Raw genomic sequence first — 20,759 nt, forward strand, 5'->3', positions numbered from 1 at the left:
ACGGGTGAGTCGGGTGGGCGTCAGGCGTCGGGCGTGACGACGACCTTGCCGCTGGGCAGGACGCCCGCGTCGGCGTCGGCATGCAGGGCCGGCAGCTCGGCCAGCGGCACCCGCCGGGCGACTTCAACCCGCAGTTCGCCGCCGTCGATCAGCTCCGCCAGGTGCGACAGCTGCTCCGCGTCGCTGCGGACGAACAGGTCGATGCCGCGTACGCCGCGCTCCTCGTCGCTGGGCGCGGGCATCCACACGGTGGTGTTCACCAGGACACCGCCGGGGCGGATCAGGCCGAGGAGCGCATCCAGCTGTGCCGGTTCGACCGGCGCGAGATTGAGTACGACGTCGACCGGCTGGCTCACCGCCGCGACGACGTCGGCGGTCGTATGGTCGATGACCTCGTCCGCACCCGCGGACGTGACGCGCCGACTGCTGCGCGGACCGGCCGTGGCGATCACGAAGGCGCCGGCCCGCTTGGCCAACTGCACGGCGAAGCCGCCGACCGCTCCGCCCGCGCCGTTGACCAACACGCGCTGCCCGGAGGTCAGCTCGGCGTGCTCGAACAGCGCCTGCCACGCGGTCAGGCCCACCAGCGGCAGCGCGGCCGCGTCGGCCAGCGCGACGCTCTTGGGCGCCGGCGTCAGGACCTCGACCGGTGCCAGGACATACTCCGCGGCGGCGCCGGGTCCCGCCATCGGCAGGAAACCGACGACATGGTCCCCGATCTGGATGCCGGTCACGCCCTCACCGAGCGCGTCGACCGTGCCGGCGACGTCGATGCCGGGTGTGTGCGGCAGCGTCACAGGGATCGGCCCCTGCATGAACCCGGCGCGGATGTTAGCGTCGACGGGGTTGAACGATGTCGCCGCAATACGGACCCGCACCTGCCCGGCGCTGGGAACCGGCTCCTCCACGTCCTCGTAACGCAGGACCTCGGGGTCGCCGTACTGGTGGAAGCGCACTGCCTTCATAATTCTTCTCACTTTCGCCCGCGGGGTCGTGGTCGCCTTGCGCCGCGTGCGAAGCAAGAGACGGTGGCTGCGGCGCCGGCACTGCTGGCAGGCGGTAGATCGTTGTGGAGGTCGAAGCGCCACCAAGCGTAGGAACAGGCGTACGTGGGACGGGTGTACCTTCGCGACGCAGAATGGGATTCCGGCGACATCCTCATCGGGGCGGAGGGCACATGACGAGCAGACCGCGTTTCCGTGGCCCGGGCGGCAGGGTGGGTACGTTCACCGTCGACGCCGACTCCACCGGCACCGGCCGGGGGACGTGGGAGCCGTTCATCGACACCTGGAACGACCGTCTGGGAGACCTGTACCCGCTGCCGGAATTCAGCGCTCCCACGGTCGACGGCTTCCGGGGAACGATGCGCTCGGTGGTCCTGGAAGACACCGCCGTCAACGAACTCTGGGCGTCCTCATCCCTGAGCACCCGGGCAGTCGGAACGTACGAACACGACCAGATCAGGCTGTACGTCGGGCTGCGCGGCGCGGTGGCTCTGCAGGACCCGCACGATCAGGGCGGTGACGCGTACGTCTCGGCCGGCACCTACTTCATGCACCACGTCGTGACGGAGAATCACTTCCACACCACCCCTGTGATCGGCACCCGCATCTTCATCTTTCCCGGTGACGCCCTGCGGCCCCTGGTCGCAGGGAAACCACGCACCGGCCAGGCCACCTCGCCCGCAGCGCAGATCCTCATGGCACACACCAGCATGGTGCAGCGGACCGTGAGCGACCTGAGCCCGGCGGGGGCGCACGCGTCCCGCAACGCCCTGCTCGAACTCACCAAAGGGCTGATCCTCGACCATTTCGACGACCGCGAGCCCACCTTCACCCCGGCGCTGGCACAAGCGGCCAAGGACCTCGCCGATGCCCGGCTCACCGACGCCGACTTGTCGCCGTCCTCGATAGCCGCGCAACTGCACGTGTCAGTACGCACCTTGCAGCGGGCCTTCGCGAGTCTGGAGGAGTCGTTCAGCGCCTACATCCGCCGCCGACGCCTGGAGGAAGCGGCTGAGGCACTCACCGCCTCCGGATCACAGCTCAGCATCTCCGAGGCCGCCGCACTCTGGCACTTCACCGACAGCAGCCACTTCATCCGCGCTTTCAAGAAGCAATACCAAGCGACACCAGCACAGTTCGCACGCCGCCTGACGTAACGCCTCACCCGGCCACCGCGCGGAGCAGCGCCGGGAAGGCCGCGAAGCTATCCACCATGTGCTCCGGTGTGACCACGCGGCTAACCATCAGTGCCGGCCGGCGGCCCGTGGCCGTGCCAGACGCCAGCTCAACCGCGTGATCACCGACCACCGGGTCATCGCCTCGCTGGTAGCGGGCAGAGTGTTAGCTGGACCGGCTCGGACACGTACAACAAGGACACCAGGACCTCCCCGCACTGCTCGGTCAGACTCGCATCCCCGAGCTACCGAGAGGCCCTTTCTCCATGCGCGTAACAACGGGAAGATCACCCCGGCGGGAAACCTGCTCGAACCGCACGTCCCATGGTTGGTTGAGATACGGGTTCTCATACCTTCCGACGAGGAGATCGCCTGGGCCCGTCGTCTTGTACGGTGCGTCCGGTCCTCCTCGGTGGGGGCCCCGACGCCCTCACCGACGAGGACCGGACGCAGGCGGCTTCCGTCAGTGCTGTCCGGGCCCAGTCTGTGGAGGCACCTGGGAAGGCCACGGGCTCGGCGGAGCAGCGGGGGCATGGGGCGTTTGCCCTGACCCGAAGGGCGCTGAGCCGAAGGGCGTCGCGCCAGGGGGCGTTGGTGCGAACGAGGCCGGGACGGATGACGGCGAAGCCTCGACCGTGCGTCCCTTGCGGGCCCCCACCACGACGGAAACGCCCGCGATCTCCAGAGCGATCCCGGCCATACCGAGGAGGATCGGGGTGTGCAGGCCGTCCTCGGTGTCGCAGATCTGCACCGGTTCCTGTCCTATTTTGGTGGCCCGGCACTGCCACCCTGTGGCGTCGTCCATGTCCCATAGGGCGGCATAGGCGAGTAGGGCAAAGCCGGAGAGCATCAGGGCGATCTGCAAGGTGCGGGCTATCGGTGACATGGTCAGTCACCATAGCGGTCGGGGCGCGCTCTTCGGGCAACGTCCCGTTGGCTGGCCGCTTTGGGATGATCTTCGGGTTAATCATGGTGGAGGGGGCGGTCCGTGGGCGGCACGTCGCCGTCGTGCAAAGGGCACCGGTACCCGGTCGAGATCAACTCGCACTGTGTGTGGCTGCACGTCCGCTTCCCGCTGTCGTTCCGTGAGGTCGAGGAGCTGATGCTCGAGCGCGGCGTGATCGTCTCCCACGAGACCGTCCCTCCGCAGGGACTCCACCGCCACACGCAGCTCTTGGGCGCGCACATGGCGAGCTGGGGGGGGGGCTGATGGCGTACTGAGGGCGCGGGTTCGTAGGTCACTGCTGGGGGCAGCCCACGGCGACGCTCTCCCCGGTGTCCAGTTCGACCTCGTCCACGGCCAGGGCACAGCGGGGTTCCGTCCCCGCCCACTCGGCGAGGCACCTGCAGTGGACGTCTGCGGCGGGCGGTAGCCACTGGGCCGGGTCCTGGTCGGCCTTGCTGCGGTTGGAACGGGCCGTGACCGCGACCAGCGATGCCTCGGCGCCCTGGTCGTGGCGTACGCCTCTGGGCGAGCCGGGGTCCATGTTGATGCGCCGATGTCCCAGGCTCCGGGCGAGGGGGACCATGTGGTCGATGTCGAATCCGGACGCCGATGTCACGGCGGTGGTGTCGTAGTACGACCACCAACTCCCGCCGCTCAGGCGGCAGCTGGCGCTGACGATGGGCGGGCCGACCGCTCCGTGTATGAGGACCTCGGCGCGGGTGTTGAAGCCGTCGGCCGGGTCGTCGCGGATGTTCCAAGTGTCGGAATTTGCTGCGGTCGTAGCCGTCGCGGGACTCGATGGCCACCGGCAGGCCGGCGACGGCGTCGGCCAGAGACAGGGTCTCGGCGGCCTGTGCTGGTGCGGGGGAGAGGGTGGGCATGACGGCGAGGGCTGCGGCAATAAGGCCGCGAACAACCGCCTTGACCATGCCCTGTTGACATCCCCCCACCGCAGGAGGTGATCCCCGGTGGTCCGGGCGCCGCTCGTGTGGGTGGAAAGGTCCTACCGGAGGAACGAATCGGCGCTACCACGGGGCGTGCTGCTGCATACCAGCCTTGGCGTGCGGTCAACCTCAGCCAGCGGGCCGGTTCCACGGCGCTCTCCCCGTGGCAGCACTCATGGTCTTCAAGGTGGTCGGATCGCTTGGGGGCTGGTATCCGGGGGGCGGGGTGGTTTGGCCCCAGTACCCCGGCGAGGCCGAGTTGCGGGCGGCGCTGCTGAACGACGGAGAGCGAAAAATACGTCGACAATGTTGCTCGGCACCCGGCACAGTGGCCACCCGTGACGAGCAGTGAACTGTGGACCCGTGCGACCGCCGACCGCTACGACACCGAGGAGGCCGAAGCGTCCTCGGCAGCCGTTCTCGGACCGACCCTCGACTTCCTCGCCGGAGACGGCCGGGCACTGGAGTTCGCCATCGGAACCGGACGAGTGGGCGTCCCGCTCCGGGAACGCGGCGTGCCGGTCGTGGGCATCGAACTGTCCGAACACATGGCAGCGGTACTGCGCCGCAAGATCGACGAAGACACCCTCCCCGTGGTCATCGGAGACATGGCGACCACCGTCGTTGCCGGCGGGTTCACCCTGGTCTACCTCGTCTACAACACGATCACGAATCTGCTCACGCAGGACGAGCAGGTCGAGTGCTTCCGCAACGCCGCACGGCATCTGGAGCCCGGCGGCCGGTTCGTCATCGAGTTGGAGGTGCCGCCGCTGCGGCTCCTGCCGCCCGGCCAGATTGCGGTGCCGTTCGATGTCTCCCAGCATCATCTCGGCTTCGACACCTTCGACCTGGTCGAGCAGATGCTCGTCTCCCACCATTTCACCCGCGACGGCGACGACGGCCACTACCGCCGAGAAAACTCCCGACACCGCTACGCCTGGCCGGCGGAGCTCGACCTGATGGCCCGGATCGCCGGGCTCGAACTGGAACGCCGAGTCGAGGACTGGGACGGGTCGGCGTTCCGCCAGGACTCCGCGAAGCACATCTCCGTGTGGCGCAAGCCGGCCTGAGGACCGGCCAGGGGACTATCGACGTCGGCCACGCCTGTCTCGAACAGCGCCTGCAGGCCGGGGTCGTGGTTCTCGTTGCGCGGATGCGGCACTTGAGCCTGCCGTTTCAGCAGCCTGCGCGCCTCCCCGGTCCCGACGTGGGACTGCGTGCGGAGTCAGTCATGGGCCGGCGCACTCACGGATATTGAGACGCATTCGACTGAGGAGCGGGCGGCACGGGTCGGCTGAAGCCGCACGACCGGGGTATCCGCCTGGACCGCTTGCCCTAATCGCCTACCGCTCGTGCCACGGCGCAACGACCCGGTGGGCCTGCGTCGTTGCTGTCGAATCCCTCGAAGGGTCGTCACGCTTGGTGACGGGTCGCCAGGTCTTTGCTTTCGGATCACTCTCACGCGCGTGCGATAGGTTGCCTTGCTGCGGCTTGCCGTGGCGTCGAGAGGTCAGACGCGGAGCAGGTTGGTCGAAACGGTCCAGAGGCGCCTGGCGGTGGCGGGGTCGAGCGCCCATTCCTTGACACCGTGCGGGTGCTGCGCGAGGTCGGCGTCGTTCGGCACGGTGTAGGCCTCCTGTGCATCGTCGAGGTAGTGGCCTCCGGAGTGAGCGAATTCCGGGGCGACGGCCGCGACGATACTGGTGGCGGCCCCCTGCTCGACCGTTTTGTATGTGAAGACTCCGGCAGCCTCGGCCGCGTCGAGCGATGCCTTTTGTTCCGGTGTGAAGTTCCGCTGCAGTCCCGTCGCGATGCCGCCGGGGTTCACCGCATTGGCGACGATGCCGTCGGCAGACCAGAGGCGGGTCGCCTCGACGGCGAAGAGGGAGTTCGCCGTCTTCGACTGGGCGTAGGCGATCTGCGGCTCGTAGCTGCGGCGTTCGAAGTGGAGGTCGTCGAAGTCGATGCCGGACCGCATGTGCGCCGTCGAACTGACCGAGACGATCCGCGTTCCGTCGCGGTCGGCCGCTCCCCGAGCCAGGGCGTGGTGAAGGCCGGTGGCCAGCGCGAAGTGGCCGAGATGGTTCGTCGCGAACTGCAGCTCCCAGCCTTCACGCGTTCGTTCGAGGCCGCCGGTGACCACGCCGGCGTTGTTGATCAGCAGGTGAAGCGGGCTGTCCCACGCTTCGACGAACCGTGTGACGGTGGCCCTGTCGGCGAGGTCGATGCGGACGACGCGGGGCCGGATCCCTCCGGTCGACTTTCCGATCGTCTCGGCGACGGCGTCACCCGCAGTCGTGTTTCGGACGGCGAGCGTCACTTCCGCCCCGGCAGCGGTCAGCGCACGAGCGGTCTCGATCCCGAGTCCGGAGGAGGCTCCCGTCACGATGGCGCGGACGCCGGTGAGGTCGATGTCCCGCAGTACCTCGTCCGCGGTGGTGGAGGAGGTGAAGCGCGTGCGGATGAGTGTGCGGGTGTCCATGGCGGCAACTATACGTACTAGGCTTGACTTGTATAGTGCGATTCTCGCTCGTATGCTCGTTTAATGAGTAGTCCCGACACGGGCCACCCACGGTCGACAGTCGCTGATACCGACCGTCGAACCATGGTTCTGGAGTCCGCCATGGCCACGTTCGCGCGATTCGGTTACCGGAAGACCTCGATGGAGGAGGTGGCGCGGGCGGCGCAGATCTCCCGGCCGGGGCTCTACTTCCTCTTTTCCTCGAAGGAGACGTTGTTCCGTGCCGCGGTCACCCAGACCCTGGGCCGCGACATCACTGCGGTCGAACGGGTCTTGGCCGACAGTGGCCGCCCCCTTTCAGAGCGCCTCGCTGAAGCGTTCGACCATTGGGCGGGTCGCTATATCGGCCCGCTGACGCGCGATGTCGCGACGGTTATCGAGGACAATCCCGACCTCCTCGGAGAGATCGTTGAGACCGCGCCGCGACGTTTTGAGGAACTGATCACAGACGCGATCGCCGCCGAGTCAGGACGCGAGGCAGCCCTCCCCCTCGCACAGACGATGATCAGCGCATCGATCGGCCTCAAGCATCAGGCGGCATCACGGGAGTTCTACCTCGAACGGCTGACGGTCGCTATCGGCCTCCTGATGCGCTGAAAACGCTCCCGGCCTCCTTGCGGAACCGCTCGCGTTCTCGGACAGCGACGAGCCGGACCGTGCAGCTTCCGGCGGAGGTGCGCGCGCTGGAACCGATTGAGACCAGACCGTTCGAGGCGGCATAAGTAAGGGGCATGAGATGTCAGCGTGCGCATCGGGTCAGGACAGTCTTGTCATGCAGGTCCGTCGCTCCGTCAAGACACACCTTGATGTCCCGTTTGAACTGGGCAAGTTGCTCTTCGCGCGGCTCCGACACTCCGGCAAGTACCAGCAGCCCGCGTAGGCGCTGAACGGACGCTGCTTGCCGTAGCCGCACACCACAGCCACCAGGCTCCGCGCAGCACCTGCGCCTTTTCACGACTGACCCGGGCCGGCGGGAGGCGGAACACGCGCGCGCCCTGCGAACCGGCCACGTCCGCGACCACACCTGCACCCTCGAGTGCCACCCGGTGCTCGTCCACGAGCGCACCCGATGGGGCTGGCTCGCCTGGGCGATCCCAGGCGACGGTTCCCAGCCCGGCCTTGCCCACCAGATCGCAGTCCTCACCCCGTCGGCCACACCCGTGCAGCGCCTGGCTCTGCGCTGGCTGACCCCCCGCCCCGCCCGCCGCGTCGGCTTGGCGGCCCCCCGACGTCCCCGCCTCGCTGCGCCTGACAGCCGTCACGGTCGCGTTCCTCAGCGTCGTCGCCGGCCTGTCCGCCATGGGCGACGGCGTCCTCGCCGCCGTCGCCCTACCGGCGGTCGTGTTCGCGCCGCTGCTCGCCGAGCACCTGCAGGCCGTGCTGGATGCCCGGGCCCGCGAGTGTGTCCGCACGGTCGAAGGCGCCGGAGCCTGCCGCTACCTCCAGCGCCTCGCCGTCCCGCAGGCCTGTCTCGTCCAGGCCGCCGCCGGCAGCGACCACTACGGTCTGCGCCGGTCGGCCGAGGTCGGCCGGCAACTGCTGTGGGACGCCACAGACCTCCTCCAGCAGCAGGACGCCCGCTCGGCCTCATGCGAACTGATCGCTCGCGAACGGCTGATGCTTCGCTCGCCAACCAGGTCGCCCAGATCCTGGGCACGCTGTCGCTGCTGTCTGTGGCTCTGTACAGGACAAGGGGCTGCAGATGTTCACCACTTCGCCGAGGCAGTTTTGAGGGCCGCTGTGTTCGAACTGTCCCGAGCGCCGGCAGCACCGGTTGCCGGCGCTCAGTGACGGTAGGCGGCCGTCGCGATCTCGATGAAGGACCGGATCAGAGGGTTGGTGTCACCTTCGTTCCACACCGCCACGACACGGCTCGGCACCATGTCGATCAGCGGTACGACCGCCAACTCCGCGGGCAGGTCGTGCCCGAGGGGGGCCAGGCCGACCGTGCCGTTCCACAACACGGCGTGCAGGCATTCCTGGACGGCGCGCACCACCGGCCCCTCACGTGGCGTGCCGCCGTTCCAGTACGACTGCCAGACGGGGTCGGTGCCCTGCGGAAACTGGAACCAGCGGCGGTGGCCCAGCTCGGCCAGCCGCAGCCGGTCGTGGCGAGCCAGCGGATCGTCGGCGCGCAGGACCACGCCGACCGGATCGGTGCGCAGCGTACGCACCGTCAGGGCGGTCTCGTCGAACGGCGCCCGGGTCAGGGCGACGTCGACCAGTCCGGCACGCAGCCCGCACGTCGGGTCGGTCAGATCGGTGTCGCGGATGCGGATGTCGACGCCGGGGTGGGTACGGCGGTAGGCGGCGGCCAGCCTGGCCACTCCCGGGTCGGTGCCGTCGCCCAGGATGCCGACGGTGATGGCAGCGGCGCCGGCCGCCGCGCTCACGCGTGCACGGACGCGGTCGGCATGGTCGAGCAGAGCCCGCGCCTCCTCGAGCAGCACCGCGCCCACCGCAGTGAGCGTGACGCCGGTGGGTGAGCGGGTGAACAGCAGGACCCCGGCATCGGCCTCCAACTGCTTGATCGCCCGGCTCAGCGGCGGCTGACTCATGTGCAGGCGGGTAGCGGCCCGGCCGAAGTGGAGTTCCTCGGCGACGGCCACGAAATAGCGCAAGGTCCGCAGCTCCACACTGCAACGATACCCACGGGGTATCGGCGCTGCGGGATGGGTCTTGGACACGGGCAGGCCTGCGGCGGTGCACTGATGAGCATGACCGAACAAGCAGCGGCCAACGCGCCGCAGGCCGACCCCGCCGTATCGGTGGTGGGTCCCTCCGACGGCGAGACGATCGTTCTGGGCACCACGCGCATGCGCGTCCTGGAGGACGGCAGCCACACCGGGCACCGCCTCGCGATCGCCGAGTCCGTCCTCGCCCCGCACACCCAGGGACCGCCCCAGCACCGGCACGCCCGGCATGACGAGGGCTTCTACATCCTCTCCGGGACCGTGCGGTTCACCGTCGGGCACGAGAACCACGACGCCGCCGCGGGCACGCTCGTGATGGTCCCGCCCGGGACCCCGCACACCTTCGCCAACCTGACCGACCAACCCGCCGTCATGCTCAGCACCTTCACCCCCGACCTGTACGTGCAGTACTTCCGAGACCTCCAGGAGGTCCTCGCCGGCGGCCAGCCGCCGACGCCAAAGGCCACCATCGACGCGATGAGCCGCTACGCGACCGAACCTGCCGCCGACCTCGCCTGAGGCAGCCGACGACGTGTGTGAACCCCTGACCCATGAACGGGAACCATGAACATCGCCTACTGGATCGTCGCGGGGCTGCTCGCCCTCTTCTACGTCTACGCGGGCACACTGAAGGTGGTCCACAGCCCCGATCAGCTCCGACCGATGATGGCCTGGGTCGACCGCCTACCCTTGCCCGCCCTCAGAGCGCTGGGGACGGTCGAGGTCCTCGGCGCGGCCGGCCTGATCCTGCCCCCACTGACGGGCATCGCGCCCGCGCTCGCGCCGGCCGCGGCCATCGGCTTCGTCCTCCTCCAGGCCGGTGCGATCGCCGTCCACCTGACCGGCGAAGACCGCCGCATCGCACTCAACATCGGCCTCGCCACCACCGCGGCGGTGACCACCTGGCTGGCCACCAGGCTGTGACGGGGTACAGCCCTCGACCGGTGGATGCACCCGCAGGGACACCGCCACACGGCCGCTGTCATTTCTCCTGACCATCGAACACGGTGGCGTCCACACGCTGCTGGGCGCGGCGTACAACCGGATCAAGATGCTCGAGCGCCAGATGTTCGGATGCGCCGGCTTCACACTGCTCCGCAAGCGGGTCCTCCTCGCCCCGTGACCGATGTCAGTGGCTCTTGGAACCATGCCTTCGTCCAAGACAGCCCTTTCAGGAGCCACGCATGGGAACGTGGGGGACCGGCCCGTTCGACAGCGACCTCGCCGCAGACTTCGTCGATGAACTTGAGGGACTTACTCACCAGCAGGTCATCGACGTGCTGGGGCGGGCATTCCAGCGAGTCACCGACTCGGGAGGGCGCGTCGATGGCGGAGACGGGCCGGAAGTGTTTGCTGCCGGCGCTCTCCTCGCCAGCTCCCTCCAAGTGCCTGGGCGCCTTCCTGGGGCCGATCGGGCTGCCGATCACCACCCTGGAACTGCTGACCGTCGGCAACGCCACGAGCGGTGCGGTCATCGGAGCCGACCTGCTGTCCTCCGGGGCCCGTGCGGTCTCCGCCCTGCTGCCGCCAGGAGCGGCTGTCCGCGGCATCGCCGATCTCAGCTACTACAACGGCTCGCACCTCGCCGGGCCCGTGCTCACCCTGGCTCTGTGGGCCATCGCCGCAGGGTTTCTGCTGAGCCTGAGCCCCCGCCTACGGCGCCGGGCAGCCGACGCGTGACCGCTGCGGCAGGCCCCGCAACTGCTGTTCCTGCCGTTGTGTCGTTCCGGCTCTCTGCCGTTCTGGCGGGCTCCCGGCAAGAATGGCGGCCGACGAGCGGCCCTCCCGCCGACTGCGGGGAACGGCACGACCGGCCGACATCGTCACGCACAAGCTCCTGGTGGCTGAACGACGCCACCAGGAAGGCCGCTTCCTACCGTGCCCGGGCAGGGCGGATGCCATCGAGCGCGGCGAGAGCGCCGCGCAGAGAAGACGCTGAAATGGAACACGAACGCACCACCGCCGACCCGGCGCAGAGGCAGCGCAGCCTGCGGTTCCTCAACCTGCCCGAGCGCGTCCGGCTGGAGGACACGGTGGAAGAGCGACCGGCCGTGCCGCACGACACCGTGACCGGCGCCTACAAGCCTGACTGGTGGCTCATACGCATGGGCGGCCTGTGAGCCACGCCGCCCCGGCCGGCCGGGGCGGGGCCCGCCCGCCCGTGCCACTGCGAACGGTGTCACCCCCCGGCCCGGTTCCTCGATCTTTCCGCAGTACTGCGCCGTCCTTCGCGCGCCGTGCGAATCCCGAGAGGGATCCATATGAAGTACCAGAAGATCCTGCTCCGGTTGACATCGGTCGCGGCCGGCGGGGCGGTCGCGACCGCATGCTTCATTCACCTGTTCTAGGCGGGGCCCGCCAGCAGGAGGGCCGCTGTCTACTCCGCCCAAGGGCGGAATCCGGTGCCGAGGACGTCCTCGAGCGCGGCGCGCAGTCGGGCCGCCTTGTCCTGGCCGAAGTTCTCCTCGAACTCGGACTGCACGGTTCGCCAGTAGGGGAGGGCGGCCTTCATCCGGGCGAGGCCGTCCGGGGTGAGGGTGACGATGCGGGCGCGACGGTCGGTCGGTGAGGGCTCGACGGTGACCAATCCCTCTCGGGCGAGTGGCTTGAGGTTGGTGGCCAAGGTGGTGCGGTCCATGGCGATCATTTCGGCGAGGCTCGTGATGGTGATCTGCTCCTGGGTGCTCAGCTTCTGCAGGATGCTGAACTGCGTCGCGCGCAGGCCCGTCGGGGCGAGAGCCTTGTCGTAGGTGGCGCCGAGGTATCGGGCCGCCTTGCGCAGGGCCAGGTTGTTGCAGGCGTCGAGGGTGTCTCTTCCGGTGCGCGTCATGATCCCCTCCAGATACCGATCCGTGCACGAGCGTGTACGAGTATATGCTCGTAATGATGGTGATCCCCGCATGTTCCGGGGGGGCGCCCCCCCCGGAGCCGAAGGCGCGGTCGGGGCCGGAGCGGAGCGATGAGGGGCGCCGCTGGTCGCCTGCTGGGCGTGCGAGGGGCGCGCCGCCGACCGGTCGCGACGGTACCGGTCCGGGCGTAGCGGCCTCGAGGCGCGGCGAAGCCGCCGGAAGCGGTCGTCCGGCAGTCGATGGTGCGGGAACCGACTCTCGCGGCGCCGCTTTCGTCGGCGGCGCATGTGTCGCCCGGGATGCATGGTCGACACTCGCAAGCCCCGGAGGGCATGTTTGCACTCACGGAATTAGGAGCATATGCTCCTAATGTTGTCGGTGGATGGCCTGCGATGCCGCTGCCCAGCCGTTCCCCGCAGTGCCTGTGCATGCGCCCGCCGAACACTGCGCGCTCGATCCCGTTTGCGAATGCGCGATCTTGTCCAACCACCCCACAGAAGGTGAGCAGCTGATGGCTGTCACAAACCTGGTCCTGATCACGGGGGCTGGCGGCGTCGGCCGCACCGTCCTCGAGAAGCTGCGCGCACAGGAGGTGCCCGTGCGCGTCATGGTCCGCCGGGACGACGACCGTGCCGCGCAACTGCGCGCCCTGGGCGCAGAGGTCGTCCTCGGCGATCTCACACGACCCGAGACCGTCGCGGCCGCCCTGGAAGGCGCCAAGAGCATGTACTTCGCCATGCCCGTGTCGCCCGACCACCTCCTCGCGGCGACCGTCACAGCGAGCATCGCGCGGGAGTACGGCAAGCTGGACGCGCTGATCGACATGTCGCAGATGACGGTGTCGCAGATGACCGCCACCAGCACCGCCGAGTCGCACCAGCAGCGACTGCACTGGCTCGCGGAGCAGGTCCTGAACTGGTCCGGACTGCCGGTCGTCCACATCCGGCCGACGGCGTTCCTGGACAACCCGCTGTTCACCACGCTCCCGGCGCAGACGATCCGCGAGAACGGCACGATCGCGCTGCCGTTCGGAGCGGGACGCACGTCGCCGATCGCCGTGGACGACGTCGCACGGTCGGTCGCGGCCGTGCTGCGCGACCCGCTTCCCCACGTGGGGCACGTCTACGAACTGACCGGGCCGCGCACCTGCGACATGACGGAGATGGCCGAGGCCTTCTCCGATGCACTGGGCCGGCCGGTGGCCTACGTCGACGTACCGCTCGAACAGTGGCGCGCAGAGGTGCTCTCCAAGATGGGCCTGCCCCCGCACATCGAGCGGCACATCGTCACCATGTGCCGACTCCACCAGCAGAACCGCTACGACCGTGCTTCCCAGGACGTCGAGAACCTGACCGGGGAGCCGGCCCAGACGATCGAGGAGTTCGTGGCGGCACGCAAGGACATCTACCTCGGCTGACGCATTCCCGGTCGGCCGTTCACGGGGACTTTGCCCCATCCCGCACGTCCTGCACACCACGGGACCCAGTCCCAGGAAGTCCCGTACAGGCACGGGACCCGGACAACGAAAGTGATCGCAGAAATGAACATGAAACTCGAACTTCTCGTCCTGCCCGTCTCGGACGTCGACCGCGCCAGGGCCTTCTACGAGAAAGCGGGCTTCCGGCTCGACCTCGCCAAGGACATCAACGAGGACTACCGGGTCGTCCACCTCACACCGCCCGGATCCGAGGCCTCGATCATCCTCGGCAGGGGCCTGACCACGGCCTTGCCCGGCTCCGCCCAGGGTCTGTACCTCGTCGTCACGGACATCGAACAGGCCCGCGCGCAGCTCGTCGAGCGCGGCATCGAGGTGAGCGAGATCTTCCACGACGGCAAGGGCGTCTTCTTCCACGGGCACGACGCCGGTGATGTCGTCCACGAGGGCCAGGGCCAGGAGCGGATCATCGGCCCGCACCCCGAGCGCGCCAGTTACGGCTCTTACGCCACCTTCAGCGACCCGGACGGCAACGGCTGGGTGCTGCAGGAGATCACGCAGCGAGCCCCCGGCCGCTGACCTGTCCTCGCCGCACAGGCAGCCCGACCGGGCCGCGCGCGCCCGGCTCTCGGCGGCAGGAACTGCTGCACGGGCGGGGCAGGCGGTTCGACATCCTCTTCGGCGAGACGGCCCCGCGGTCGCTGACCTGCCCGCCGGCCGTCCTTGCGGCGCAGCTTGACCGTCTTGCCGGGCTCGTCGCTCTGGACACCGTCGCCCTCGGGGTCATCCCCTTCACGGCCTCGCCGAAGATCCCGCCCGCGGGTGGGTTCTGGGTGCATGACGAGCGGCTCGTCATCGTCGAGAACCGGCATGCGGAGCTGTGGACGCCGACTCCATCGCCCTGTAACTGCGCACCTGGAGCATGCTGTGGGAGTCCGCAGTGCACGGCCCCGGTGCCCAGCGGCTCATCAGTGACGTGCGCCGGGCCATGAACGTGTGAGCTGGGTGCCGGCTGATCTCGGCAAAGGATCCGACCAGCTCAGATCGGTTTCCCCACAGACCATGGACCAGCAAATGGCGGTACTCGTGGAGGTCCCGGCCAGTCCCCGAGCCGCGCACGGTGGTCAATTCACCTCCGGTCCGAACCGGCGCCTGTACGCCGACGGTGTGATGCCGGTTTCGCGGCGCATCAGCGTGCGCAGATGTGCGGCGGTGCCAAGCCCGCTGCGCCGCGCGACCACTTCGAAGCGGGACTCACCGCGCTCGATCAACCGGCACGCCAGAGCAAGCCGTTCTCCCGTCAGCCACGTCAACGGCGTCGTGCCCAGTTGCGCCTGGAAGCGGCGATGCAAAGTCGCCGGACTGACTGCCGCACGTGCCGCAAGGTCCGACACCGTGAGCGGTGAGTCCAACCGTTCCTGAGCCCAGGCCAGGACAGGCGACAGGGACTCGTCCGGCAGGTCGGGCATGGGACGTTCCACGAACTGCCGCTGCCCACCGTCCCGGTGCGCCGCGAAGACCAGCCGTCGGCTCACAGAGTTGGCGACCTCCGCGCCGTAGTCGCGGCGGACCACATGCAGCCCAAGATCGAGCGCGGCTGCACTGCCTGCCGCGGTGAGGATGTCACCGTCATCCACGAACAGCACGTCTGATTCGAGTTGCACGGAGGGGAAGCGGGCCCGGAAGGAATCCGCCCACTGCCAGTGGGCGGTGGCCCGGCGTCCGTCGAGGACTCCGGCCTCGGCCAGTGTGAAGGCGCCGCTGCAGAAGCCGATCAGGCGCGCACCGCGGGCATGTGCGCGGCGGACGGCATCGAGTACGGCGGGCCGGCGGGGGACGTCGATGTCCGGGCGGTTGGGGACGATCAGGGTGTCGGCCGTGTCGGCCGCTTCCAGGTCGGCGACTCCTGTGAGCGTGAAGAATCCGTCTCGCATCAGGGTGAGGGGCTCGGGGGAACAGAGCCGGAAGTCGTAGAGATTACGGCCGATCTCCGGCCTGCGCAGACCGAAGACCTCGCTCGCGCAGCCGAGCTCGAAGGGGTTCGAGTTCTCGTCCACGATCACGACGACCCGGGGTACGCCTGCCATGTGAGCTGCGTGCGAGGATTCTTTCGCCATGTGCGATTCCTAGCACTCGCGGCGGCATGCGGAACAGAGCAGGGTGAGCCCATGAGCAGCGAACCCATCCCCCTCAGCAAGGCCCTGGCCTCCTTCGACGCCCTGTGGAGTCCTCGCATCGTCACGCGCGTCAATGACTATGACGTCCGCATCGCCAAGGTCGACGGTGAACACATCTGGCACGTCCACGACGACACCGACGAGTTCTTCCTGGTACTCGACGGCGAGCTGGCCATCTCCCTGCGCGAGCCCGACGGGGAGCGCACGGTCGTGCTCCCACAGGGGGCGGTCTTCACCGTCCCCCGAGGCACCGAGCACAAGCCGTACGCTCCGTCCGGCGCAGCAATCCTCATGTTCGAGCCCACCGGGACACCGACCGTGGGCGATCGCCACGACGAGATCCCAGAGCACGTCGAATCGACGACCGGACACACACTCAGCAGTTGACCAAACAGGCTTCGGCCACGCCACCGCCCATGGCGTCGGCCCGCCGCCGGGCCAGTTGCCTTCGCCGACTGCCCGGCGAGAGCGGCACGAGACTCAGTCCTCGCCGGTGTGGACCGCGCAGGGGACGCATTGCGCCAGGCAGGTCGGGAAGCTGGAAGGAGTCCGGCTTAGCAACCTTGATGCGGCGGCGCACGAACGGGGAGAGCCGGGCGACGCCTCCCAGTGCTGTGACCGGAAAGGTTTGCCTGCTCCAGGCTGGCTGGTCGGCACCGGCCGCCGCCGGAGCGCCGGTGGCCCGGGCGGGGCCGTCACCCCCCGCCCGGGCCACCGGATCCGCGGGGCCTGCCGATGGCTCTCCCGGGTCAGGCCCAGATGCCGGCCCCGCGCCCGGGCCGGGGGCGGGCGTGTAGGTCTCGGGCGCGGGGCGGCCGGCGCTCTCCCCGGCGGTCAGCCAGTCGCGCAGGGCGGCGGGGGAGGGGGAGTCGGGGCGGTCGGCGAGGATCGTGCCGTCGTGCTGGAGGACTGCGGCTGTCGTGGTGTCGGAGTGCCCGATGGCCCACAGGTCCGGGCTCAGGCCGGCTATGGTCAGCCGTGGGTTGGCCTGAGCTGCGGTGAGGTGTGCCAGGACGGCCGGTGGAGTTCGACGCCGTCGTACGGCTGCCCTGGCCATCGTCCTCACGCCCGGCAACGTCATCGGCTCCACTGTGTTCGACACGGTGGTGGATGCGGTGCGGATGCCCCGCGCGACCGTCGGCCGTCCGCGTCGCGGGCCTGGGACGGTCATCGCGGACAAGGCGTCCTCCTCGCGGGCCATCCGCTCCGACTTACGCCGACGTGGGACCCGTGCGGTCATCCCCGAACGGGCCGATCAGGTCCCGGGCTGACAGCGTCGTGGATAGGCCGGCGGACGACCGCCGGCTTCGACGCCGAGTCCCGCGCCGTCGTCGAACCCTGCTTCAGCAGGCTCAAGCAGCTCGGGGCCGTCGCCATCCGCTTCGACACGTTGGCCCGCCCGCTGCTTAGCAGGCCTCCGCCTCCCGTCACTCGTCCTCTGGCTCCGCGAACAATGTTCACTTGACGACGCGATGAGCTGGGGCAGCGCCCGCGTACGCGAAGGAGAACCACCCGCCCGGGCGCCGCTCCAGAGCGGGCCAGACCACCGGGCCGGACCACCGGGCTGGGGGCCGATCAAAAGGCACGGCCACGAGGCCGACCATGCCGGGAGCGACTGTCCTGTGTCGGCGAGAATTGGTCAGTGCCATCGAAGTCTGAGTGGCCCAGGTCACGTGCGCCGTGGTCCCCGGGGTTGAAGCGACTGTTGTGCTGGGATGACCAGGGCATCTGCGGGAAGGAGGCTCGTAACCTTAGGGAGGATGCAATGGAGCGTGATCGGATCGGGCTGGCCGAGGTACTGGCAGCAGCGGAGCATGCCGCGCCGGTGCGCTCCCTCGACGTCGTGGCGCACAACCTGCGCGACCGGTTCGACGCGCGTTACGTGTCGTTCCTGTTCGTCGACGTCGTCGGCCGACGCCTGCTACGGGTCAATGACGAGGCGGCGGCGCCACAGGGGCACGGCGCCGATCAGATTCCCCTGGTCGGCAGTGTCTACGACGATGTCCTGCGCACTCAGAAAGTGCTGCGGGTGCAGGAGGGCCCGCGGGGGTACCGAGTGCTCGCCCCGGTGACCAACCGCGGCGACACCCTCGGGATCCTGGAGCTACACCTCACCCACGTCACACAGGACGTACTGCAGCAGGTCGAGGAGGCCGCTCACGCGCTGGCGTACATCATCGTCACCGACCGGCGCTTCACCGACCTCTACCACTGGGGCAACCGCGCCGCCACGGTCACGCTGGCAGCGGAGATCCAACGTCAGCTACTGCCGTCGGCCCCGACGTGCGAGGCTCCCGAGTTCACCCTCGCCGGCGCCCTCGTCCCCGCCTCCGACACCGCCGGTGACACCTACGACTACAGCCTTGACCACGACACTCTGCACCTGTCCATCACCGACGCCATGGGCCACGACGTCGACGCCTCCCTCATGGCCACCCTCCTGGTCAACGCCTCCCGCGGCGCCCGCCGCGCCGGCACCGACCTTGCCGAGCAGGCCCGCCACACCCACCAGGCGCTCATCGACCACGGCAGACGGACCTTCGCCACCGGACAACTGATGCGTATCGCTCTGGACGGGAGCAGCGCCCAGCTCGTCAACGCGGGCCACCCGTGGCCCCTACGGCTGCGCGACGGCACCGTCAACGAGATCAAGCTGCACATCAACCTCCCCTTCGGTGTCCCCACACGGGGCGCCTACGACGTACAGGACATCGACCTGCGCCCTGGTGACCGCCTCGTCTTCTACACCGACGGCATGCAGGAGCGCCAAGCAAAAGACGTCGACCTACCGCGTCTTATCCGCGACACCGCAACCGAGCACCCCCGCGAGGCCGTACGCGCCATGGTCACCGCCGTCACCGACGTCTGCCGCGGCGACGTGAGGGACGACGCCACTGTCCTGTGCCTGGACTGGCACGGCCCTGCCCCCACGGCAGGCACACAGCGTTCGCTGTCACAGGACAGCGCCCCCTGACCACGGCACCACACAGGGCGTGCCCGAACCGACGTAATTCGAACAACGACCTGATGCCGGCATGGGCGTGACCGACTTCTCCGACGACCTGGGGCAGACGCAAGCCGCTTGGAAACGCCACCTGCCAAGCGCTCGCCGCACCCCGCCCTCGCGCGCCCCCCTTGCGCCGCCGCCTGCTGCGCCTGTCCGTTCGGCTGTGGTGACATCCCTATTGGGGGACCATCCCCTCGACGCCGGCGGCACCGGCCGAGCTGCGCCACCTCGCCATGTCCACGTTCCCCTCCTCCAGCGTGGAAGAGGGCACGCGCAGCTCTCGCCTCCCGGCTGGCATCAGGGGCAAGGAAGTCGCACACCGGTGCGGCTGGTCCGCGGCCAAGTCATCGCGCATCGAGAACGCTGTCACCGCACCGGCCGACGGCGATATCCCTCCTGGTGCGCCGCCTGCGGCGCCGAGGACCAGGCCGCCGACTTCATCGCGGCCAACCGGCAGGCCGACTCGACGTATCTGCAGTGGAAGCGCCTGCAACGCACCGGCATGAAGCAACTGGCCGAGACGTCGGCCAAGCTGTACGAGCGCACCCGCCTGTTCCGCGTATACGCGGGGGGGGGGGAGCTGGACAGCCGCCTCCGGGCATTCGCGTGGCTCGCAGAACTCGCGGTGTACGGAACCGAGGCAAGGGCCCTCATTTTGCAAGCCATCGAGGCACACCACTGCCGCGTCAGGACTGACGTGCACTCCCGCCGGCCGGATTCTGGTTCTCCGCCGTACTGTCGCTGTCGCCGTCACGCACGCGCGAGCGTGAGGAGACCGCACCGCCCGCCTTGGTTGCGGAGGAGCAGCAGCTGCCGCGATGAGCTTCACCCGCCGCGACGCGGACGCCGATCTCGCCCCTGACCTGGTACAACGCGACTTCACGGCACACGCGCCGAACCGGCTGTGGGTCACCGACCTGACCGTGGCCTCCACCCTGAAGGGGCCCCTGTGGCTGTCGGCGATCCGGGACGCCTTCTCCCGCGGAGTCGTGGCCTGGGAGACGTCCGCCCGCGCGGACGCCGACCTGGTCCTCACCTCGCTGGAGTACGCGCCGGCCAGTCGCGAGGTCGCCCCCGGCGAACTCGTCCACCATGCCGATCACGGCACGCGATATACGTCTATCAAGCTCACAACCCGGCTGGTAGAGCAGGTGTTCAAGCGTCCATGGGCTCGGTCGGCGACTCCTTCGACAATGCCCTGGCGGAGAACCTGTGGATGCTGATCAAGACGGAGTACATCCGCGGACGGACCTTCGACACCAGAGCCGAGGCGAATCTCGCGCTCTTCGAGTACATCGACGGCGTCTACAACCCCCGCCGCATCCAGAAACGCCTCGGCTACCTCAGCCCCATCGAGTTCGAAGAGAAGCACTACGCCGACCAGGCTACGGCCGAATCAGTGAACCTGAAACCACGTCAACCCGCGCTGACCTGCTAATCAGTCACTCCCGTGCAGCGGGGGAACCTCAGGTGGGCATTGCGGGTGGCGACGGCCTGGTCGGGAGGCCGGGAGCATAGAACGGACGCTGTTGGTCGCGTGGAACGTGACACGGCCGTGGCCCGGCATGCCTGTCTGGTCGTCCTGCTCGCCCGGGATCCGGACGCGGGCAAAGCAGAAACGGCAGTGGGGGCGGCTGGCGGAGGGGAGACTCGAGGTCTCCTCCCTGGGAGTGGAGTCAGACGGTCGGGCCTCTTCGTAGGCCGATGAGCCCGTATCGCCCCGTACCCTTCGTGTTGTCTACGGCGTCACATAGCGGGCGCCAAACCACTGGAGGCAACACCCCGTGCTCATTGCTCAGCGTCCCTCGTTGACCGAAGAGGTCGTCGACGTGTTCCGCTCCCGGTTCGTGATCGAGCCGCTGGAGCCGGGCTTCGGCTACACCCTCGGCAACTCCCTGCGCCGCACCCTCCTGTCGTCGATCCCCGGCGCTGCTGTCACCAGCATCCGCATCGACGGTGTCCTGCACGAGTTCACCACCGTGCCGGGCGTCAAGGAGGACGTCACCGA

The 20,759-nt window shown here is 68.9% G+C and carries 20 protein-coding genes and 6 pseudogenes; 20 read left to right on the plus strand and 6 right to left on the minus strand.

Features of this window, described 5'->3' with window-relative positions:
- Positions 1–20 precede the first annotated feature (20 nt).
- Complete coding sequence (locus tag ABZ899_RS32820; protein ID WP_361353454.1) at positions 21–965, minus strand: NADP-dependent oxidoreductase; 945 nt, start codon at positions 963–965, stop codon at positions 21–23.
- Between the two features lie 398 nt (positions 966–1,363).
- Between ABZ899_RS32820 and ABZ899_RS32825 the strand changes: the two genes are divergently transcribed.
- Both ABZ899_RS32825 and ABZ899_RS32830 read left to right on the plus strand, forming a co-directional pair.
- Positions 1,364–2,161, plus strand: coding sequence for a helix-turn-helix domain-containing protein (locus tag ABZ899_RS32825; protein ID WP_361353457.1), 798 nt, complete (start codon positions 1,364–1,366; stop codon positions 2,159–2,161).
- A gap of 1,006 nt (positions 2,162–3,167) precedes the next feature.
- Positions 3,168–3,320: pseudogene (locus ABZ899_RS32830) on the plus strand (IS6 family transposase); the annotation flags it as partial.
- A 136-nt stretch (positions 3,321–3,456) separates the two neighbouring features.
- Here ABZ899_RS32830 and ABZ899_RS32835 read toward each other — a convergent pair.
- Positions 3,457–4,054, minus strand: a pseudogene (locus tag ABZ899_RS32835) (HNH endonuclease); the annotation flags it as partial.
- Positions 4,055–4,407: 353 nt separating this feature from the next.
- Here ABZ899_RS32835 and ABZ899_RS32840 point away from each other — a divergent pair.
- Positions 4,408–5,139 (plus strand): class I SAM-dependent methyltransferase, encoded by a 732-nt coding sequence (locus tag ABZ899_RS32840; RefSeq protein WP_361353393.1) that lies wholly within the window; start codon positions 4,408–4,410, stop codon positions 5,137–5,139.
- Positions 5,140–5,579: 440 nt separating this feature from the next.
- Here the strand turns inward: ABZ899_RS32840 and ABZ899_RS32845 are convergent, their stop codons facing one another.
- Positions 5,580–6,551, minus strand: coding sequence for an SDR family NAD(P)-dependent oxidoreductase (locus ABZ899_RS32845; RefSeq protein WP_361353396.1), 972 nt, complete (start codon positions 6,549–6,551; stop codon positions 5,580–5,582).
- 123 nt (positions 6,552–6,674) lie between these two features.
- Between ABZ899_RS32845 and ABZ899_RS32850 the strand changes: the two genes are divergently transcribed.
- Both ABZ899_RS32850 and ABZ899_RS32855 read left to right on the plus strand, forming a co-directional pair.
- Positions 6,675–7,187, plus strand: coding sequence for a helix-turn-helix domain-containing protein (locus ABZ899_RS32850; protein ID WP_361353399.1), 513 nt, complete (start codon positions 6,675–6,677; stop codon positions 7,185–7,187).
- Between the two features lie 702 nt (positions 7,188–7,889).
- Positions 7,890–8,381, plus strand: coding sequence for a hypothetical protein (locus ABZ899_RS32855; protein ID WP_361353402.1), 492 nt, complete (start codon positions 7,890–7,892; stop codon positions 8,379–8,381).
- Here the strand turns inward: ABZ899_RS32855 and ABZ899_RS32860 are convergent.
- Positions 8,375–9,226, minus strand: coding sequence for a LysR substrate-binding domain-containing protein (locus ABZ899_RS32860; protein WP_361353406.1), 852 nt, complete (start codon positions 9,224–9,226; stop codon positions 8,375–8,377). The genes ABZ899_RS32855 and ABZ899_RS32860 overlap by 7 nt on opposite strands.
- A gap of 75 nt (positions 9,227–9,301) precedes the next feature.
- Here ABZ899_RS32860 and ABZ899_RS32865 point away from each other — a divergent pair, with 75 nt between their 5' ends.
- The 5 genes and pseudogenes from ABZ899_RS32865 to ABZ899_RS32885 all read left to right on the plus strand — a co-directional run bounded on the left by ABZ899_RS32865 (position 9,302) and on the right by ABZ899_RS32885 (position 11,403).
- Positions 9,302–9,802, plus strand: coding sequence for a cupin domain-containing protein (locus tag ABZ899_RS32865; protein ID WP_361353409.1), 501 nt, complete (start codon positions 9,302–9,304; stop codon positions 9,800–9,802).
- Between the two features lie 45 nt (positions 9,803–9,847).
- Positions 9,848–10,207: a DoxX family protein gene (locus ABZ899_RS32870; protein WP_361353412.1), complete on the plus strand. Its 360-nt coding sequence runs from the start codon at positions 9,848–9,850 to the stop codon at positions 10,205–10,207.
- A gap of 260 nt (positions 10,208–10,467) precedes the next feature.
- Positions 10,468–10,608 (plus strand): annotated as a pseudogene (locus ABZ899_RS32875) (DUF4259 domain-containing protein); the annotation flags it as partial.
- 1 nt (position 10,609) lies between these two features.
- Positions 10,610–10,963, plus strand: a complete 354-nt coding sequence (locus ABZ899_RS32880) for a hypothetical protein (RefSeq protein WP_361353472.1) — start codon at positions 10,610–10,612, stop codon at positions 10,961–10,963.
- A gap of 260 nt (positions 10,964–11,223) precedes the next feature.
- Complete coding sequence (locus ABZ899_RS32885; RefSeq protein ID WP_361353460.1) at positions 11,224–11,403, plus strand: hypothetical protein; 180 nt, start codon at positions 11,224–11,226, stop codon at positions 11,401–11,403.
- A gap of 257 nt (positions 11,404–11,660) precedes the next feature.
- Here the strand turns inward: ABZ899_RS32885 and ABZ899_RS32890 are convergent, their stop codons facing one another.
- Complete coding sequence (locus tag ABZ899_RS32890) at positions 11,661–12,113, minus strand: MarR family winged helix-turn-helix transcriptional regulator (protein ID WP_361353415.1); 453 nt, start codon at positions 12,111–12,113, stop codon at positions 11,661–11,663.
- A gap of 530 nt (positions 12,114–12,643) precedes the next feature.
- Here ABZ899_RS32890 and ABZ899_RS32895 point away from each other — a divergent pair.
- From ABZ899_RS32895 to ABZ899_RS32905, 3 genes are all read left to right on the plus strand, one after another.
- A complete protein-coding gene (locus tag ABZ899_RS32895; protein ID WP_361353418.1) occupies positions 12,644–13,549 on the plus strand; it encodes an NAD(P)H-binding protein in 906 nt (301 codons plus the stop codon).
- Positions 13,550–13,672: 123 nt separating this feature from the next.
- Positions 13,673–14,146 (plus strand): VOC family protein, encoded by a 474-nt coding sequence (locus ABZ899_RS32900; protein ID WP_361353421.1) that lies wholly within the window; start codon positions 13,673–13,675, stop codon positions 14,144–14,146.
- Between the two features lie 92 nt (positions 14,147–14,238).
- The gene (locus ABZ899_RS32905; RefSeq protein WP_361353463.1) at positions 14,239–14,559 is read left to right on the plus strand and encodes a Scr1 family TA system antitoxin-like transcriptional regulator; all 321 of its coding nucleotides are present in this window, start codon (positions 14,239–14,241) and stop codon (positions 14,557–14,559) included.
- 132 nt (positions 14,560–14,691) lie between these two features.
- Here the strand turns inward: ABZ899_RS32905 and ABZ899_RS32910 are convergent, their stop codons facing one another.
- Positions 14,692–15,684, minus strand: a complete 993-nt coding sequence (locus ABZ899_RS32910) for a helix-turn-helix domain-containing protein (protein WP_361353424.1) — start codon at positions 15,682–15,684, stop codon at positions 14,692–14,694.
- Positions 15,685–15,735: 51 nt separating this feature from the next.
- Here ABZ899_RS32910 and ABZ899_RS32915 point away from each other — a divergent pair, with 51 nt between their 5' ends.
- The 7 genes and pseudogenes from ABZ899_RS32915 to ABZ899_RS32945 all read left to right on the plus strand — a co-directional run.
- Positions 15,736–16,131, plus strand: coding sequence for a cupin domain-containing protein (locus ABZ899_RS32915; protein ID WP_361353427.1), 396 nt, complete (start codon positions 15,736–15,738; stop codon positions 16,129–16,131).
- A gap of 662 nt (positions 16,132–16,793) precedes the next feature.
- Positions 16,794–17,195 (plus strand): annotated as a pseudogene (locus ABZ899_RS32920) (IS5/IS1182 family transposase); the annotation flags it as partial.
- A gap of 314 nt (positions 17,196–17,509) precedes the next feature.
- Positions 17,510–18,718: a PP2C family protein-serine/threonine phosphatase gene (locus ABZ899_RS32925; protein ID WP_361353430.1), complete on the plus strand. Its 1,209-nt coding sequence runs from the start codon at positions 17,510–17,512 to the stop codon at positions 18,716–18,718.
- A 266-nt stretch (positions 18,719–18,984) separates the two neighbouring features.
- Positions 18,985–19,319, plus strand: a pseudogene (locus ABZ899_RS32930) (helix-turn-helix domain-containing protein); the annotation flags it as partial.
- Between the two features lie 250 nt (positions 19,320–19,569).
- The gene (locus ABZ899_RS32935; RefSeq protein WP_361353433.1) at positions 19,570–19,974 is read left to right on the plus strand and encodes a DDE-type integrase/transposase/recombinase; all 405 of its coding nucleotides are present in this window, start codon (positions 19,570–19,572) and stop codon (positions 19,972–19,974) included.
- Positions 19,917–20,189, plus strand: a complete 273-nt coding sequence (locus tag ABZ899_RS32940; protein WP_361353436.1) for an IS3 family transposase — start codon at positions 19,917–19,919, stop codon at positions 20,187–20,189. Before ABZ899_RS32935 ends, ABZ899_RS32940 begins: the two co-directional genes overlap by 58 nt.
- 346 nt (positions 20,190–20,535) lie before the next feature.
- Positions 20,536–20,759, plus strand: a pseudogene (locus tag ABZ899_RS32945) (DNA-directed RNA polymerase subunit alpha); the annotation flags it as partial.

The sequence above is a fragment of the Streptomyces sp. NPDC046859 genome (assembly GCF_040645135.1).
In the GTDB taxonomy this organism is placed as follows: domain Bacteria; phylum Actinomycetota; class Actinomycetes; order Streptomycetales; family Streptomycetaceae; genus Streptomyces.